Source organism: Thiofractor thiocamini, from assembly GCF_055384375.1.
Genome location: NZ_AP042389.1, coordinates 199,242 through 217,624 on the forward strand (window position 1 = coordinate 199,242; position 18,383 = coordinate 217,624).

The 18,383-nt window shown below is 34.8% G+C and carries 15 protein-coding genes; 9 read left to right on the top strand and 6 right to left on the bottom strand.

Translation table 11 applies throughout. From position 1 onward, the window contains the following. The first annotated feature begins 176 nt into the window (after positions 1-176). Positions 177-1,421: an NRAMP family divalent metal transporter gene (locus ACZ47B_RS01000; RefSeq protein ID WP_464894819.1), complete on the top strand. Its 1,245-nt coding sequence runs from the start codon at positions 177-179 to the stop codon at positions 1,419-1,421. Here ACZ47B_RS01000 and ACZ47B_RS01005 read toward each other — a convergent pair. Next, positions 1,399-3,150 (bottom strand): mechanosensitive ion channel family protein, encoded by a 1,752-nt coding sequence (locus ACZ47B_RS01005; RefSeq protein ID WP_464894820.1) that lies wholly within the window; start codon positions 3,148-3,150, stop codon positions 1,399-1,401. The two genes, ACZ47B_RS01000 and ACZ47B_RS01005, sit on opposite strands and share 23 nt — an antisense overlap. A gap of 7 nt (positions 3,151-3,157) precedes the next feature. Then, on the bottom strand, positions 3,158-4,411 hold the full coding sequence (locus ACZ47B_RS01010) for a trans-sulfuration enzyme family protein (RefSeq protein WP_464894821.1): 1,254 nt from the start codon (positions 4,409-4,411) through the stop codon (positions 3,158-3,160). Positions 4,412-4,550: 139 nt separating this feature from the next. Here ACZ47B_RS01010 and ACZ47B_RS01015 point away from each other — a divergent pair, with 139 nt between their 5' ends. The 7 genes from ACZ47B_RS01015 (at position 4,551) to ACZ47B_RS01045 (ending at position 13,267) form a co-directional block, all read left to right on the top strand. Beyond that, complete coding sequence (locus ACZ47B_RS01015; protein WP_464894822.1) at positions 4,551-5,213, top strand: lipid-binding SYLF domain-containing protein; 663 nt, start codon at positions 4,551-4,553, stop codon at positions 5,211-5,213. Positions 5,214-5,301: 88 nt separating this feature from the next. Then, positions 5,302-6,264, top strand: a complete 963-nt coding sequence (gene trpS, locus ACZ47B_RS01020) for a tryptophan--tRNA ligase (protein WP_464894823.1) — start codon at positions 5,302-5,304, stop codon at positions 6,262-6,264. Continuing rightward, positions 6,264-7,508, top strand: coding sequence for a serine--tRNA ligase (gene serS, locus ACZ47B_RS01025; protein ID WP_464894824.1), 1,245 nt, complete (start codon positions 6,264-6,266; stop codon positions 7,506-7,508). Before trpS ends, serS begins: the two co-directional genes overlap by 1 nt. 7 nt (positions 7,509-7,515) lie before the next feature. Continuing rightward, positions 7,516-9,816, top strand: coding sequence for a tetratricopeptide repeat protein (locus ACZ47B_RS01030; RefSeq protein WP_464894825.1), 2,301 nt, complete (start codon positions 7,516-7,518; stop codon positions 9,814-9,816). A gap of 2 nt (positions 9,817-9,818) precedes the next feature. Beyond that, positions 9,819-11,057 (top strand): BaiN/RdsA family NAD(P)/FAD-dependent oxidoreductase, encoded by a 1,239-nt coding sequence (locus ACZ47B_RS01035; protein ID WP_464894826.1) that lies wholly within the window; start codon positions 9,819-9,821, stop codon positions 11,055-11,057. A 3-nt stretch (positions 11,058-11,060) separates the two neighbouring features. Then, positions 11,061-11,564 (top strand): SixA phosphatase family protein, encoded by a 504-nt coding sequence (locus ACZ47B_RS01040; RefSeq protein ID WP_464894827.1) that lies wholly within the window; start codon positions 11,061-11,063, stop codon positions 11,562-11,564. Next, complete coding sequence (locus tag ACZ47B_RS01045) at positions 11,561-13,267, top strand: ABC transporter ATP-binding protein (RefSeq protein WP_464894828.1); 1,707 nt, start codon at positions 11,561-11,563, stop codon at positions 13,265-13,267. Before ACZ47B_RS01040 ends, ACZ47B_RS01045 begins: the two co-directional genes overlap by 4 nt. Here the strand turns inward: ACZ47B_RS01045 and ACZ47B_RS01050 are convergent. The 4 genes from ACZ47B_RS01050 to ACZ47B_RS01065 form a co-directional block, all read right to left on the bottom strand. After that, positions 13,239-13,715, bottom strand: a complete 477-nt coding sequence (locus ACZ47B_RS01050) for a phosphatidylglycerophosphatase A family protein (RefSeq protein WP_464894829.1) — start codon at positions 13,713-13,715, stop codon at positions 13,239-13,241. The genes ACZ47B_RS01045 and ACZ47B_RS01050 overlap by 29 nt on opposite strands. An 8-nt stretch (positions 13,716-13,723) precedes the next feature. Further along, on the bottom strand, positions 13,724-14,923 hold the full coding sequence (locus ACZ47B_RS01055) for a sulfate adenylyltransferase (RefSeq protein WP_464894830.1): 1,200 nt from the start codon (positions 14,921-14,923) through the stop codon (positions 13,724-13,726). Beyond that, positions 14,901-15,797, bottom strand: a complete 897-nt coding sequence (locus tag ACZ47B_RS01060) for a response regulator (RefSeq protein ID WP_464894831.1) — start codon at positions 15,795-15,797, stop codon at positions 14,901-14,903. Before ACZ47B_RS01060 ends, ACZ47B_RS01055 begins: the two co-directional genes overlap by 23 nt. Positions 15,798-15,963: 166 nt before the next feature. Further along, positions 15,964-17,103 carry a bifunctional 2-C-methyl-D-erythritol 4-phosphate cytidylyltransferase/2-C-methyl-D-erythritol 2,4-cyclodiphosphate synthase gene (locus ACZ47B_RS01065; protein WP_464894832.1) on the bottom strand — a complete coding sequence of 380 codons (1,140 nt, stop codon included), beginning with the start codon at positions 17,101-17,103 and terminating at the stop codon, positions 15,964-15,966. Between the two features lie 107 nt (positions 17,104-17,210). On the opposite strand from ACZ47B_RS01065, the gene ACZ47B_RS01070 reads away from it, so the two are divergent. After that, positions 17,211-18,338: an Mrp/NBP35 family ATP-binding protein gene (locus ACZ47B_RS01070; RefSeq protein ID WP_464894833.1), complete on the top strand. Its 1,128-nt coding sequence runs from the start codon at positions 17,211-17,213 to the stop codon at positions 18,336-18,338. The last annotated feature ends 45 nt before the right edge of the window (positions 18,339-18,383 follow it).

Below are 18,383 nucleotides of genomic sequence, written 5' to 3' on the forward strand. Positions count from 1 at the left end.
AGTGCTACTGTATCGTGTATAAATAAGTAAGGAAAGATAATGTGTTATCGCTTTGTACCTTCTAAAATTTTATTTTATCACTATACTATAAATTTGATATAAAACTAAGTAAGGATGATGACAAATACACTTTAGTTTTTTTGGTATAATTTTGCCTGAAAAAGGATGAAATCAATATGAAACTAAAAGAAAAAATTCGTTTAGATGTGTCAAAAAACAGAGAGCGTATCAAAAAACTAGGACCAGGCATCATAACCGGTGGGGCAGGAGATGATCCTGCCGGTATCGTTACATATACTCTTGTGGGTGCAACGACAGGTTTTACCCAGTTGTGGCTTTTGCTTCTTTCTACCCCAATGATGATAGCTATACAAAATATGGTAGCGCGTATCGCTATAGTAACAGGAAAAAGTTTACCTGAAATTACAAAAGCTTACTACTCTAAAAAGATAACAGTTATCATGATAATGACATTATCACTGGCAAATATATTAACTATAGGAGCCGATTTGAATGCCATAGCAACGATACTGCATATGATAAGCGGATATAAAACAGTACATTTTCTTATACCCATAACGGCTCTTATAGCATATCTTATAACTTTTGGACAATATAAGAAGATTAAGCAGATACTTATCTGGCTAACTGTTGCTTTGGTTGTATATATTATCTCTGCAATTATGGCAAAACCATCTTTGGTGCTGATCTTAAAAAATACTTTTATACCGCACATAGAGTTCAGTCAGGTATGGGTTATAGCGGCACTGGGAATGCTTGGCACTACCATTTCCCCATATCTTATGTTTTGGCAAGCTTCAGAAGAGAAAGAGGAGAAGAAAAGTATCGTACAAGCTGATGAAGTCGGATATGATACTATTGTCGGTATGGTATACTCCAATCTCCTTGCACTTGCTATGATTGTAACAGGTGCGGTTATGCTTTATGGGACAAAAAACAGTATAGAGGATGTCGGAACTTTAGCAAAAGCTCTTCATCCGGTTGCCGGTGATTATGCTTTTGCACTATTTTCAATAGGCATTATAGTTTCCGGTTTATTGGCCATCCCTGTACTTGCCGGCTCAACTGCATATGCAGTGGCCGATACATTTGGCTGGAGAGAAGGTATGGATTATAAAGTTAGTGATGCCAAAGGGTTTTATATAGTATTCATAGGTGCATTACTAACAGGGGATATGATAGATGTGATACCTACTATTACGGTAGTAGACGCTCTTTATTATTCGCAGGTTTTAGATGGGATTCTCATACCGGTTCTTATAGGGTTTGCATTGATGATCGCAAACAATAAAAATATAATGGGACAATACACTTCTACTCGCTTTCAAAATATATTTTCTATTTTTGCAATGATAGTTACAATTATATTGACGGTAGTTATGATTTGGCAGTGGATGTGATCTGCTTACTGCCGGCTTGATCATTTTGGAGTTTTAAAGAGGGAAGTTCTTTGATATAAATATCCTGCTGAGGGAACGGTATGTTGATACCCGCATCATTTAACGCTTTATATATCATCTTTAAAAACTCGCTTGTAGTATATCTAGGCCTTAGGGTCAGTTCATCTTTTACCCATACAAAAAGTTCAAAATTTATGCTGCTGTCTCCCATGGATGTAAAAGTAATGAGTGGTTTTTTATCTCCGATTTTGTAATGGGGTAATTCCATTTTTAATAAAGCATCCAATATAACTTTTTCTACTGTTTCAACTTCCGTGCCGTAAGCTACACCAAAAGGTATGCGAAACCTTCTTGAACTGTCGTTAAGAGTCCAGTTCGTTACTATATTTTGGATAAAGTTTTGATTTGGAACTATGAGGTCTATGTTGTCATTTGTTCTTATGGTAAGTGATCTCATCCTTATATCGGTTACCGTTCCTCTTGTATCTTCATCAAGTTGTATATAGTCACCTATCTTTATACTCTTTTCAAACATCAAAATGATACCTGAGACAAAGTTGGATACGACATTTTGCAAACCAAAACCGATACCGACCGATAATGCTCCGGCTATGACAGTCAATGAGCTAAGGTTTAATCCTATGGATTTTAGAGATGATAAAAAAACGATGGTCAGTATAAGATAGTATCCTATGTTTGCCAAAAGAGTTGCCGTTGAATTGTTTATGCCATATTTTTGTTTTAGACCATATATACTTTTTTTATAATACTTGCCTATATATAGTCCCGCAAGTATTAAAATGGTAAATATAAAAAAGTTTATAAGGGATATATTTTTGCTATCAATGTTAAACAGAGGATAGTTAAGTACTCCCCATGTTTTTTCAAAAAATAGTTTTACTTCAGCTATGGTATTATTCAATATAAGCTCTGCATTGCCAAAACTCATTTTTTCAAAATAACTAAATAATGCAATATATGCTTTTTTGTCTTTTGATAACAATGTATCTATCTTTTTCTCCACCGAGAAAGCTTTTTTATCTTTTATTTTAATGTAATATAAGAATTCTACTATGTAATTGTCTATAACTTTACGTTTTAAATCAGTTTTGATATCCAAATTTTCTTTTATCAAATTTTGAATAAGATTTATATTTTTTTTATCTTCTGCTATTTTCCATTTTTCCAGATCTATCTTCAGACTCTCAAGTTTTTTATCGATTTTTTCTATTTTTTGCTGATATATATCTATATTTTCCTCGGCGGTTTTTTTTGAAAAATTTATAGTAAAAAGCTTATCATATAATCTTTTTCTCCATTCTTTTATATGTTCTTTTATATATTTTTCTTTTTCTTGACCAATTTGTATAAGTTTTTTATAATATATGTACTCCAGTTTTTGGGTAGGGGTCTTTGAGGATGAAAGTATATTTAATTTTTTATTCAGATCCGCAAAATAATCATCAGATGAGAGTATAAACTCTTGAAGAGCCAATACTTTTTTAAAGAGAATAAGATAGTCTAAATAATTCTTAACATTTGAAGCGGATATATCCTCTTTTTTGAACTTAAGGGTTTTTATCTTTTTTGCATATAAAAGATCCAAAGAGTATTCGGGTGAATTTTTCGGTATGTTTTTTAGTATATCATCTATATTCGAACTATTTATATCGCTAGATGCGGCATAAAGCAAAAGTGCAGAGAAGATAAATATGACTATTTTTTTCATACTGATATTATACCAAATTTATCGCTTTGGTAAAATCGTTTATAATGTCTTGCGGATTTTCAAGTCCTACCGATACTCTGACAAGTCCGTCGGTTATGCCCATGGATTTTTTTACTTTATCGTCAAAGTCCCTGTAGATAGTACTGTTCATATGAAGTGCCAAAGTTCTGTTGTCACCTATATTTGCCGTGAGTGTTATCAGTTTTAATCTGTTCAAAACTTCAAAAGATTTTTGTTTGCTTCCAAAATCTATGGTAAATAAAGGACCACATCCGTTTGAAAAATATCTCTTGTATACTTCATGGTCGATATGTTCTTTCATGGAGGGATGGTTTATCTTGGCAGATTTTCCTATATTTTTACTTAATGCTTTCACTATGGTATCAACGTTTTCATTTACCCTTTGTATCCTCAAGGAGAGAGTTTCGAGACCCAAAAGAGTTAAAAACGAACCAAAAGCATTTGCACTCATTCCCATATCCCTCAAAGCTCTTTTTTTACATATGGCTATGAAAGATTTTTCTTTGTATTTTTCTATCATGGGATGGATATCGCTGTATTTTTTATTTAAAAGTTTATCATTTTTCATATCTACTTTTCTAAAAACCGCAATTCCTCCCAAAGCCGCACTGTGACCACTCATATTTTTGGTGGTAGAATGAACAACTATATCTACTCCTAATTCAAGAGGTCTTAGCAAAAGCGGTGTAGCGGTATTGTCAACTATCAAAAGAGTATCATACCTTTTGCATAAAGATGCTATAAAGTCAATGTCGGGAAGTCTAAGAGTCGGGTTTGAAACACTCTCAAGCAATACGACCTTTACGCCGTTTTCAAGTTTGTTTTCGATAAATTTTATATCATCGCTTTTAGAGAAACTGCTTTTGATACCAAATCTTTTTAGCGTCTCGTTTGCCAAAGTATAGGTACCTCCAAAAAATCCTCCCACACAAAGTATCTCGTCCCCGCTTTTTAAAAATGAACTAGCCGCCAAATGCAATGCCCCCATGCCTGAAGATGTGGCTATGGCTCCAAAACCGCCCTCTATCTTGGAAACGACGGATTCGAGTTTCGCATTTGTCGGATTTCCCACTCTTGCATATAAAGGCAGATTTAACTCCCCGGCAAATATCTCTTCGGCCTGATACGAATCTTTGTACCCAAAAGATGCGGAAGGGGTTATGGTTGGAGCCGTAGGGCCTACTTTGTTTGCGACACCTTGAACCAGCAGTGTGTTGTAATATTCAAAATCTTTATACATGATGTTTCCTGAGTAAATATATATTTATTGTAACTTATTGTCTTTAAGTGCAAATAAATTTTTTTATAATGAGATAAAATTTGTTAAATTTTAAAAAAAACAGTATAATATGTGTCCAATAAATGATAAAGGAATAGTTATGTCAAAGAGATTGTCAAAGTTAGTTATGATTGTTTCATTTTGTATAGTTAGTTTATATGCGGGTTTTAAAGAAAACAGAATGATTTCAACTACAATGGATATTATACAAAATTCTCATATAAAAATTCCTCAAAAAGTTCTGCAAAACGCAAAAGCGATAGTCGTTATACCAAACTTGAAACACGGTAGCTTTCTTTTTGGAGGAAGTTACGGACACGGTATATTGACCATTAAAAACGATAACGGTTGGAGCGATCCTTCTTTTGTAACTTTTAGAAATTTTAGTTTTGGCTTCCAGGCAGGACTACGATCAACTGATGCTATTATGATATTTGAAAATATCAGAGGACTTGACGGCATAACTGACGGAAAGGCTACTATAAGTTTGACCGCCGGGGCAGTTTTCGGTAAAAAAGGAGTATATGTCAGCAGAAAAACAGATGGAGAGTTATCTGCAGATATATATCTGTTTGGAAGAAGTAGTGGCTTTGAGTTAAATGCCGGCTCATTGTCAGGCGGCAATCTCTATATAGATGATGAAACTAATGACAAGTACTACAACAGCGTCGTAAACACCGATATACTTTTATCAGGTGATAGACGCAGCACAAAACCTCAGGTTTTGAAATTTAAAAAGTTGATCATGGATATTACACGATAATTTGTGATTTGCCTTTGTTTGACGGTATGATTAAAAATCTTTTATGACTCTTTTTGATATAATCTGTAAATTTTTTTAGAGGATTATTATGAGAGTTTTAACAGGCATTCAGCCTTCGGGTGTTTTGCATCTTGGGAACTATTTTGGCTCCATCAAACAAATGCTTGAATACCAGGGCAAAAGCGATCTTTTTATATTTATAGCAAACTACCATGCACTTACTTCGCTAAAAGACGGAAACGCTTTAAGAGAAAATACCATAGATGCCGCTATCAGTTTTTTATCACTTGGTATAGACCCCCAAAAGGCTACTTTTTGGGTGCAATCCGATGTAAAAGAGGTACTGGAGCTTTACTGGGTACTTTCTTCATATACTCCTATGGGGCTTCTTGAGAGAGCTCATAGCTATAAAGACAAAGTTGCCAAAGGTATAGTGGCAAATCACGGACTTTTTTCATATCCGGTTTTGATGGCTGCAGATATACTTCTTTATGATTCAAACATAGTTCCGGTTGGCAAAGATCAAGTTCAGCATGTGGAGATCACAAGAGATATAGCTTTAAAATTCAACAATACTCACGGAGATATATTGACTCTTCCAAAATTCAAGATAGATGAAAATGTCGCTACGGTTCCAGGTATCGACGGGGCTAAAATGAGTAAAAGTTACGGTAATACGATAAATATCTTTACAACACAAAAAGAGCTCAAAAAACAAACAGGCAAGATCGTAACGGATTCAACTCCTCTTGAAGAGCCAAAAGAGTGGGAAAATTGCAATGTCTATAAACTGTGCAAACTTTTTATGGACAACGACGAACTTTTAGAACTTCAAGCAAGATATAAAAGCGGAAAAGAGGGATACGGTCACTTCAAAGCAACTTTGAAAGATAAGATTTGGGAATATTTTAGTGATGCGCGTGAAAAAAGAGAGTATTATCTATCTCATAAAGATGAGGTAAGAGATATCTTAAATGACGGAGCTAAAAAAGCAAGAAAGATAGCCAGTGATAAAATGCAAATCATAAGAGAAAAAGTAGGGATATTGTAATGTTGGATTTAAAATCAGTACAAAACAGTTTTGATGAGATATCACAAAAACTCAGAAAAAAAAATATAAAAGAAGAAGTACTTAAAGAATTGAAAAGACTCTTTGTGGTTTTAAAAGAACAAAGAGCAAAATTAGAGAGTTTGCAGGCGCAAAAAAATGAAAAGAGCAAGCTGTTTCCTATATATAAAAAAGAGGGAAAAGATGTCGCTTTGCTAAAAAGTGAACTTGATAAAATCAAAGAATCTATAAATTTTGAACAAAAGATAGTGAATGATTTGGAGAGTGAACTGGAAATTTACGCTTTAAACATACCAAATATCCCCGATGATGACGTACCTGTCGGTGAAAATGAAGATGACAATGTAGAGATAAAAAAAGTTTTAACTCCAAGAGAGTTTGATTTCAAACCAAAAGAGCATTGGGAATTGGCTGAAGATCTTGACTGGATCGACTTTAAAAGAGGTGTCAAGCTGGCTAAAAGCAGGTTTTCCGTTTTGAAAAACGGTGCAGCTAAGATAGAAAGAGCCTTGATAAATTATATGCTTGATTTCAATGCAAAAAGAGGCTTTGATGAGGTATGTGTGCCATATATAGTCAACAAAGAGTCCATGAAAGCAACCGGTCAGCTTCCAAAGTTTGAAGATGACTTGTTTAAGATCGAAGGTGAAGAGTTGTATCTTATACCTACGGCTGAAGTTCCTCTAACCAATCTCTATAGAGATGAGATCATAGGTAGTGACGAATTGCCTCTTTTGATGACGGGATATACAGCATGTTTTAGAAAAGAAGCCGGAAGTGCGGGAAGAGATACAAGAGGTATCATCAGACAGCATCAGTTTGATAAAGTAGAGTTGGTAAGTATAACAAAACCGGAACAAAGCGACAAGGTCTTTGATAAGATGGTTGAGTGCGCGAGTGACCTTCTTACATCCTTGGGACTTCCTCACAGGCTTGTAATGCTTTGTGGCGGTGATCTTGGATTTAGTGCGGCAAAAACCATAGATCTTGAAGTTTGGCTTCCCGGACAAGGTAGATACAGAGAGATAAGTTCCGTTTCAAACACAAGGGATTTTCAAGCAAGACGAGCCAAGATAAGATATAAAGATGGCAAAAAGAACAGACTAGTTCATACTTTAAACGGCTCATCTTTGGCAGTCGGGCGAACCCTGATAGCTATCATGGAGAATTATCAGCAAAAAGACGGTACTATACAGATACCCGAAGTTTTAAAAGAGTATTTATAGAGGTAATATGGCTGAAGAGCAAGATGATATAATAATCCTTGAAGAGGGTGATGAAACAAAATCTGAAGAGAATAAACCCCTAGAAGAGGAACAGCCCAAAAAAAGTAAAAAAAATATCATCATCATCGCATCTCTGGCATTGCTTCTTGTAGTGGTGGTCATAGTTTTGATCATTGCTCTTAAGGCAACTACCAAAAAAGACGAAAACGGCAATATCGCAAATCTTACTCAAAAAATCATAAAAAAAGAGAACTCTTTAAAATTTCCCTCAATTAAACTTGACAAATTGATACAAAAGGCAAATATTTTATATAAAAAAGGTGATAAAAAAGAGGCTTTGAAACTTTATGAAGAGATAGCATCATATAATGAATCCATTTCAAACTACAATATCGGTGTAGCTAAAATGAAAGAGAAAAAGTATCTTGAAGCTATAAAATTCTTCAAAAAAGCGATAGCCAACAAACAAAATAGATGCGTAAGTGCCATCAACAGTGCGGTGTGTGCGTTAAAACTCAAGAATGAAAAGCTTTTTAAATATTATATATCTTTAGCTGAGGTTTATCTTCCTTATGAAGCGAACGCACCTCTTTATACATACTATATGGCACTTATAAAGTACTATAAAAATGAGTATTTTGAAGCACTTGTGCCTATGAAGCATCCATCTTCTAAGTACTACAAAGAGGAGCAAAATTACCTTTCTGCTAAAATCGATACATTTTTTGGTGATGATTTGGCTGCTATAAACTTTCTTGAAAAAAATAAAAACCTCCAGGATGACTTTACCCTTGGACTTTTATATGCAAGAATCGGCGAATACCCTTTGTCCTTAAAACATTTCATAAAATCATATCAAATGCGCATAAAGCCCGTCAAATCAAAAATGGCCATGGTTTTATCATATATCAATATGGGACTTTTGGGCAGTGCCGCTACAAATCTAAAAGATGCAAAAAGGCTTTCCAAAAAGAATGTTTTAGAGATTTACCCTGTAAATATAGAGATAAAACCAAGTTTGAGAAATGTAAAATTGTCCCAAAAAGAGTTTGAAAAAAGAGTTTTGCAAAGAAAAGAAAATATGTACGGATTGCTGTTTTATTTTGCTCCGTATAAAGTTTTCAATGCAAATCAAACCATCGAATTTATAAGAAAAGGCGGAGTCGATCTCTCTTTAAATCAAACTAAAAATGCACTTATGCTTCTTTCTCAAAGCTCTAACATATCAAAAATAAACAAAAAAATCTCCATAGGCATCAAGAAAGCACTTGATTATAAGATAAATGAAGCCAATGCCATATTTGAATCCATCAAAGACAAATATCCTAACCATTCCATTTTGTTTTATGATTTGGGACTTTCTTATGCACAAATGGGCGATTATACGAATGCCTATAAAAATTTTGTAAAAAGTTATCACTTAAACAGTAGAAATTATCTAAGCGGTATATTTGCCATAATGACAAAAGAGTTGATACATCAGGACAATTCAAAACTAAGTGAAGAAGTTTTAAATGACTTGGAAAACGATCATAGGACAAAAGATAAAAAATTTTACTACGCTTTAATCGATTTTTCCAAAAATAACTATATATCTGCAGCAGATTTTGCAGGAAGTGACAGATCAAACAAGCCGCTAAATCTTATATTCGATGCAATCGTCGCAAAAAATACAAAGATAAGAAAACTGTTTTTGCAAAAATCACTTTCACTGAAAACCATACTACCAAAAGATATGATAGCGGAGCTTTTGTATGACAGTGCGAAAACATACGGCAAAAGTATAGAAAATTTTGCTAAAGAAGTTCAAAAAAGTTTTTTGAAAAGAGATGTGGAACTTAGATCACTTTTTTACGGTCCTGTTGTTGCAAGAGAGATTTATATAGATGCTTTGCAAATTTCAGGAATGCTATACTATGTGCGAGACATACTAGAAAGACAACTTCAAGATGAAAACGATGATGTGGTAGGCATTATGCAGGCTTTGGGATATGTCGATATATTTACAGGCAATTACGAAGAAGCGTATGCTCTGTATAATGAACTAATCGATACTTATAAACAAAAAGATACGAACACACTCTTTTTGGCTTCAGTCGCTTCCATCGGAGCAGATCATGATGCCAACGCGATAGCACTTTTGGAACTTGCTAAACTTACCGATCCAAACAACTTCGAGAGTAGACTTGCTTTGGGTCTTTTGTATATGGAAGTAAAGAATATCGCAGCTGCAGGGATACAGTTTGCCAAGATAGGGGATAGTAACTTTATATCAAAATATTTTACTTTTTCCATAAAAAAAGAGTAGTTATGACAAAGATTGCTATCATAGGTGGCGGTGCTAGCGGCATGATGGCTGCATTGACAGCTAAAAACAGTAACAATCATATAGACCTGTACGAAAAAAACCAAACACTTGGAAAAAAGATAACGGTTTCAGGCAACGGAAGATGCAATATCACAAATGCAAATATCACAAAATATGACTATTTCGGTAATGATCTTGACTTTTTAGATACTCCTTTAAAAGAGTTCGGCTATGAAAAATTCGAAAAATTTTGTAATGATATGGGGCTTTATCTTTCTATCAACAGTGACGGCAAAGTTTACCCCAGATCTTACGAAGCCTCATCTGTTTTAAACCTGTTTCAAGAGAATTTGAAGCTAAAAAAAGTGGGCATAAAACTTGCACATGAAATTGAAAGTATAAAAAAAAGTGACGGTAAATTCATTATTCATGTAAAAGATAAAAAACCTCAGATTTATGATAGAGTACTTGTTTCATCAGGCAGCAAAGCGGCAGGCAAACTTGGCGGTACAACATTTTCTCAAAAGATTGCTAAAAGTTTTGGGCATAATGTCTATGAAAATTTCCCGGCTCTTGTTCAGCTTGAAACAAAAAAAATAGAAAATTCATTTTTATCCGGTACAAAAATTGAAGCAAAAGTATCACTTCTTGGTAAAGAGTTCGGCAATATATCCGTTTTTGGGGATGTTTTGTTTACAAAGTACGGACTTTCCGGATTTGCCATACTTGATATATCCTTTTATGTTTCAAAAATGCTGATTGAAAAAAAAGAGGTGGAGTTGAGCATGGATATGATGCCTGCATTTGACAAGAATGAACTTTACTCCAAGCTTATACACAGTTGTAAAAAAAACCCTTACTATGATTTTGAAATGGCTCTTCACGGTCTTTTGCCGTTTAAAATAGCCAAAGTGCTGGCTGAGAGATTGGGCTATGTGCATAAAAAGGTAAATGATTTAAATACAAAAGATATCAAAAAAGCAGTTCATATGATCAAGGATTTTAGGTGGTCGGTTTTGGATACTCACGGGTTTGATTATGCTGAAGTATGTGGCGGTGGCATAGATACGCTTGAGATAGATCCGTATACTATGGAATCGAAGCTTATCAAAGATTTATATTTTTCAGGGGAAACTTTGGATATAGTCGGTAAAAGAGGCGGGTATAACTTTGCATTTGCCTGGATGAGCGGCTATCTTGCCGGAAAAAGTTTGGGACAAATCAGAAGGAATAGCAAATAAATTATGAAGAAAGTTTATATAATTAGACACGCAAAATCAAGTTGGAGTGATTTATCGCTCGATGATTTTGACAGACCTTTGAAAAAAAGAGGTAAAGAGGATATAAAAGTCATATCCAAATGGTTAAAAAAGAGAGGCATCAAGCCTGATATCGTTATATCATCTCCGGCAAAAAGAGCTAAAAAAACACTAAAAACCTTGGAAGAAATTTTAAATATCGATAAAGATGTCATAAAGTTTGACAAAGGCATATACGAAGCACATGTTCAGTATCTTGTTGATATGCTATCAAAACTTGATGATAGATACGGCAGTGTGTTTATCATAGGTCACAATCCTTCATTAAACGAACTAGCCGAACATCTTAGTGATACCATCATCACGAATATCCCTACTTCCGGAGTAGTTGCTATAGAGCTCGATATAGACAAATGGAATGAAATAAAAAATAAAAAAGGTAAGATATTGTTTTTTATATATCCAAAAAAATTAAAGGGTGAAGAGTGATAGAATTTTTTAAAGAGTATCTGCCATATCTAAAAAATTACAAAGGCAAACTGGCTTTGGCGATATTTGGAATGATTTTGGTTTCTGTTTCAACAGCAGCCGTAGCATACTTGGTAAAACCTGTAATGGACAAGATATTTGTTGAGCAAAATATTCAAATGCTCTACATTCTTCCTCTTTTTGTTATACTTGCTTTCATCGGGAAGGGTGTAGGGGCATTTTTATCATCATATTATTTGACTTATATCGGCGAAGATGTCGTGCGCATAATGAAGAACAAAATGCTTAAGTACATCGTAAGCCTGGATTTGGATTTTCATCTAAACAAGCATAGCGGTGAACTCATAAGCAGGATTACAAATGATATATCGAAAATTCAAAGCGCTATAGCGTCCGATGCTATAAATTTTCTAAAGGGTTCTTTTACGGTTGTGGGTTTGTTGGTGGTTGTCGTCTACCAAAGTCCAAAACTGGCAGTTTTTTCACTTATTATTATACCGGTTGCGATATACCCGATAAAGATCATCTCCAAAAAGATAAAGATATTGTCAAAAAAATCTCAGGAGCAAAATTCAAAATTGACTTCTAGACTTAGTGAAATATTTAACAATTATGAAATGGTAAAAGCATACAATGCCGGTGACTATGAACAGGAGAGATTTGAAAAGCAAAATTTGGAATACTTCAAGATAAATATGAAAAGCATAAAGCAACAGCAGCTGCTTGCTCCCATCTTCGAGATAGTAGGTGCTATATCCATAGTTTCAGTCATCATTGTGGGTGGAAGGGAAGTTTTGATAACTCACGAATTAACCACAGGTGGATTTTTCTCGTTTTTGACCGCACTTTCACTTCTTTTGGACCCTCTAAAAAGGATATCCAACTCTTACAGCAAGTTTCAGATAGCCGTAGCGGCAAATGAAAGGATAAAAGAGATAATGTCCCATCCTGTTATGATAACTTCAGGAAAAAAGAGAGTAAAATCGATAGAACGGGTTGAGGCAAAAAATGTAGAATTGTATTATGGAGACAAGCAAGCATTGAAAGATATAAGTTTTATTGCAAAAAAAGGCGAAGTGATAGGGCTTGTAGGAGATAGCGGAGGAGGAAAAAGCTCTGTGGTAAATCTTTTGCTTAGATTTTACGACCCGTCTCGCGGTTTGATAAGTATAAACGGTGAAGATTTGAAAAATTTTGATATAACTAATTTAAGAGAGCACATAAGTGTTGTAAGCCAGAGGATATATATTGTAAACGATACGATAGCGGCAAATATCGCGTATGGCAAAAAAAGAGATGATAGCAAGATAATTGATACACTCAAAAGGGCCAATCTTTGGGAGTATGTAAAAACATTCAAAGACGGTATCGATACTGTTTTGGATGAGTCCGGGACAAATCTGAGCGGTGGTCAAAGACAGCGTATCGCGATAGCAAGAGCTCTCTATACAAATCCTGATATTCTCATACTTGACGAAGCTACCAGTGCATTAGATAACAAAAGTGAAGCCTCTATTATACAAACCATCTATAATTTGAAAAAAGATTTGATAGTATTTGTAGTTGCCCACAGGTTAACAACAGTAGAAAAATCAGACAGGATACTTGTATTTGAAGATGGAAAAATCGCTTGTCAAGGTAAAATATCCGATCTAAAAGTTGACTGTGAAGCATTTAGAAAGTTATATAACCTTGGGAAATAAGATAGTTGTAGAACTGATATACAAGAGCCGATGAGATACCCGCCAAGATACCGGCAACTATATCATCTCCCATGACCCCGATACCGCCTTCGTAGTTTTTATCTATTCTTCCGATGATCGAAGGTTTCCATATATCGTAGAGTCTGAAAAAAAGAAGACTGAGTATCATTTGAAGAAGAGTTGTGCCACTAAGAGCAAATGCAAGCCAAACTCCAACTACTTCATCTATGACTATCTCTTTTGGATCATGCTTGCCGGAATTTTTTTCATACTTGTCTATCTCTTTTACGGCGATAAGAGTGATGAGAATACACAGAAGTACCAGTGTTGAAACCGGAAAATACAATAATATGATGTATCCTGCTATAGCAGCCGCTATACTACCGACAGTTCCAGGAGCATAAGGGGAAAGTCCGGTATAAAAAAAAGTCAAAAAAAGTTTTCTCATGTGCTACCTTAAGTCAAAGAAGTTGTTTGATACAATTCCAAAAGCTTTATGTAAAAGTCTTTTTCATTGTGTTCTTCCAGTAGACCATTGCCCGGCATTACAGAGTCGTAAATTTTACTCAAATCCTTAAATCTATTCTTGAAAAGTTCACTGAGTATGATAGCTGATATCTCTTTTCTAACCAAAACCGCAGGCGGAAGCAATCCTGCTTTTAAAATTTCAAGAATGGAAGGGGAGTGATATGATATATGATGATGTTTCCCATGCGGACAAGTTTTTGTACTTACCAAAGTTTTGCACTGGTTACAGTATACAAATTCGCTGACTATCTGGACATTGATACCGCTTTTTTCGACTTTATTCATTATGGAATTTATCCTGTCATGGTCATAAAATATACCAATGCCCGAGTGATTTTGTCCAAGTATGATATCTGTACATCCAAAGTTTTTAGCCGCCAATGAGTCAAGAACCGCATTGTTATACCCGGCAAATATATAAGTATTTTCAAATGGAACTACTATAACTCTGTTTTTCGGTAAAAAATTATCTACAAAATATTCCAAAGTCTTGTATCTTATCTCATATGAGAGTATATCTTTTTTGTAAGGTTTTAAAAGAAATATGACTAAAAGATCAGTGTTTTCCAGTGTCAGTCTCAAAAGTCTCTCATGGGCTCTATGCAAAGGTTTGGCAGCCATCATGATAGCAGTCGTCTTTTGGGCATCTATATGTTTTTTTGCTTCATTGATTTGTTGTTTGACTTTTTTTATATCATCAAATTCTATATCGTATTTTCCGCTTATTGCATATTCGCCAAGTCTTTTTAAAGTATCTTCAACTCCCGGATGTGTTTTGTCATCGGTTCCAAATATAGCTTTGATCCTTCTGTTTATATCGATCCTGTATACAGTACCTACTTCTATATAGCCTTTTATTTTATCGTTCGATACTATTTTTAGAATTTCACCTTTTTTGGCACTTTTCAGTACCTCTTTATTTCTTTTGCCAGATGGTGCCAATATAAAAGGAAAAGGCAAAAATTGACCCTTGTATGAGTGAGTTTTATATATCTCTTCGGATTCGTTTTTATCCATCAGTTTATCTATAGGTTTTAGTATACCCTCTTTTGCAAGAGACAGTGTCGCTATGGCTTCCCTGTCTAAGTGTAACTCTTTAAGTGTGTTATTTTTTCTTATTGATTCCATATTTCTTTCTTTTTTCCCATAAGCTTTTTCTTGAGATTCCCAACTTTTTGCTAAGTTCGGTATCGGTGAATTTGTTTTGAAAACTTTGTATTATGTATTTGACATAATCATCAATAGATAATATATCACCATTTTCATATATTTTATTGTAATTGTCAAGAGAAAGTACATTAAAGTTGTTATCTAATTCTTCATTTGAGTCAGTTGTACACAAAATCACTCTTTTTTTGTCTATGACTGAAAGAAGTTTCACCTTTTCGCTTTTTCTGAGATTTTGAAAATTTACCAGGTACAATAATGTATGGTTATCATACTCTTCTATCTTGCTTATGGCATTCGGAGAATCAACCGTTATGAAAACCGGTGTGACTTTTATGCTTTTACTGTATTCGTAAACAAGTTTGTCTATAAGTTTTTGATAACTGCTTTTTATAAGAACAGGAGGGATTATCTTTTTGGCATCCATCTGTTTTAACGAACTATTTTTGAAAGAGTTTTCTATGTAGTTTTTTAAAAATTTATTCTCTTTTTTGATTTTTTTGTATTCGAAAAGATGATCAATTTTTCTTATCAGCTCCTCTATCATAAAAGGCTTTAGCATATAGTCGTCAACCCCCATCTTTAAAGGTTTTGATACCGTATCATTACTGATATAGGATATAAGCAGTATGATGATGGAGTTTTTGTATTTTTCAATTGCGGGATAAAAATTTTGTCCGGAGATATTGGCTGAAAGCAAAACGATATCGTAATGTCCCTCATTGAGAGCTTCTTTGATAGTCGCTACAATCTTGCAGTTATAACCAACTTCCGATAGTTTAGAAGATATACTTTGTGCAAGATAAATCTCATTTTCAACAATTAGTACTTTCATCTATACATCTCCTTTCCACTAAAGCAAGCTTCAGCAATTGTCCTCACTTCGTTGCGGAATTCCGCTTCACTACATCCCCTCACTAAAGCTTTGCCCTTTCGGGCAAGAATGAAATACTCTAGATTTTTATACTTGTTTAAAATTTTGCCTAAAAATTGAGAGCATTTCATATTTTTACCTCCTTAAGGAGAACTGTCCAGTCAAAATACTTCACATTCGTTATAGCTTGTACCGCGACTCCTTCACCTCTTCCGATAAAGCCTAATTTTTCGGTTGTCGTGGCTTTTATGTTGACTTTATGATTTGGGATTTTCAGTATGTTTGCTAGAGTGGATTTTATGTGGTTTTTATATGGGGTTATTTTTGGTTTTTGTGCCATTATGGTTATATCCGTATTTATGATATCAAATCCTAAACTTTTTATAAACTTGACAACATTTTCCAACAGCACTTTAGAGTCGGCATCTTTGTATCTGTCGTCATTGTCCGGGTAGAGTTCACCTATATCGCCGTATCCTATGGCTCCAAGGAGAGCATCTATGAGAGCATGTATGAGTACATCCCCGTCCGAATGGGCTTTAAAGCCGTAAGAAACATCAAGTAAAACCCCTCCAAGATGCATCTTTTTGCCGTCTTCAAACGGATGTACATCATACCCGATACCGCTAAATATATCTTTTGATGGAGGTTTTAAACATTCAAGTTTTCTCAAATCTTCCATATAGGTCAATTTTGTAGCTTTTTTTGATCCCTTCACATATGTTACATTTCCACTCATATCCAGTATAGCACTACTGTCATCGGTAAAAAGTTTTTCACTCTTTAAAGCTTTCTTTAAAATCTCTGTTTTTGATAGTTGTGGTGTTTGAATGATCTTTATATCATCTCTGTTTATAGATCTGTTTTGATAATGGATGGTATCTGCCGCTTTTAGATATGGAACTACGATATCGCTTTCACCCATTTTTTGCAAAAGTCTTTTTATAAGGTCTTCATCCAGGCACACTCTGGCTATATCGCTCACCATTACATATTTGCTTTCAACATATTCCAGAGCATTCTTAAGAGAATTCTGTCTCTCTTTACCTCCTTCTATGAAAGTGAAGTCCGCAAAATTTTTCATATAATCGATATCTTGTTTATTGGCAACTATTATAATATTGTTTATATTTAGTAATTTTTTAAATCCATTTGCCAAAAAGAGCCAAAGTGGTTCGTTTTCTATCCAGAGCCACTGCTTTTTTGCCTCCACCCCAAATCTGGTGGAATTTCCTGCTCCTAACAATACAAGAGTTAAATCAGGCAAATTTTGTCCTTTTTATCTAAAAGTGTTACGATATTATACACTTTCAAAGCTTTTTTTTATCTTTTTTATGATAAATTCCAATCTCAAATAGAATAAAAAGGAGTCATATGATAACAAATGATATGATTACTGAAGCTTTGAAAAAAGTTACATATCCGGGATTTACAAAAAGTATTGTGGATTTTGGATTTGTAAAAAATATTGAAGTGGATGGGGACAAAGTTAAAGTTAGTATCGAGATCACTTCATCTGCACCTGAAGTTGAAGAGCAGATAAGAGGTGATATAAAAGATGCTTTGGAAAGCATTGGTGTTAAGGAGTATGAATTAGACCTTAAAAAGCCTAAAATGCCAAGAGAGTCAAGCTCCAAGGGTAAAAATATAGCACCGCATATCAAGAATTTCGTAATGGTAAGTAGCGGTAAGGGCGGAGTCGGTAAGTCAACTACCACAGTAAACCTGGCTATATCTTTGGCAAAACAGGGTAAAAAAGTAGGTCTTTTGGATGCCGATATCTACGGACCGAATATCCCTAGAATGATGGGGATAGTTGGTGAGACTCCGGAAATCATAGGAAACAAAGTAAAACCTATAGTCGCACACGGCGTTGAAGTTATGAGTATGGGAAGTTTGATGGAAGAGGGACAGTCTCTTATATGGAGAGGTGCGATGGTTATGAAAGCCATACAGCAACTTCTTCAAGATATATTGTGGGGAGATTTGGATGTATTGGTTATAGATATGCCTCCTGGAACCGGTGACGCACAGCTTACTCTAGCTCAAAGTGTTCCTGTAACTGCAGGTATTTGTGTAACAACTCCTCAAAAAGTAGCACTCGATGATACCGCAAGAAGTTTGGATATGTTTAAAAAATTACATATCCCGATAGCAGGAATAGTAGAAAATATGAGTGGATTTATCTGTCCTGAGACAAACAAAGAGTATGATATATTCGGCAAAGGAACAACCGAACCTTTGGCAAAAGAGTTTGATACGGTTGTTTTGGGAGAAATACCGATAGAGCCCGCTATTAGAGAAGGCGGAGATGCAGGTAAACCTATAACCAGTGAATTTCCTGATACCGTAACGGCAAAAAGATATAATGAAGCTGCTGAAAAACTTTGGGAAATGATAGAGAAGATAAATGAAGAGGGTGGTGTTGACAATGAAGCGATCCAGCCCACTATCGGAGTTCCCGGAACTGATACAGCCGGAAAAAGTGCTTGTTCAGTATAATATAGCTTTAGGTTAAAGCAATACAATCAAGAGGGTCGCAAGACC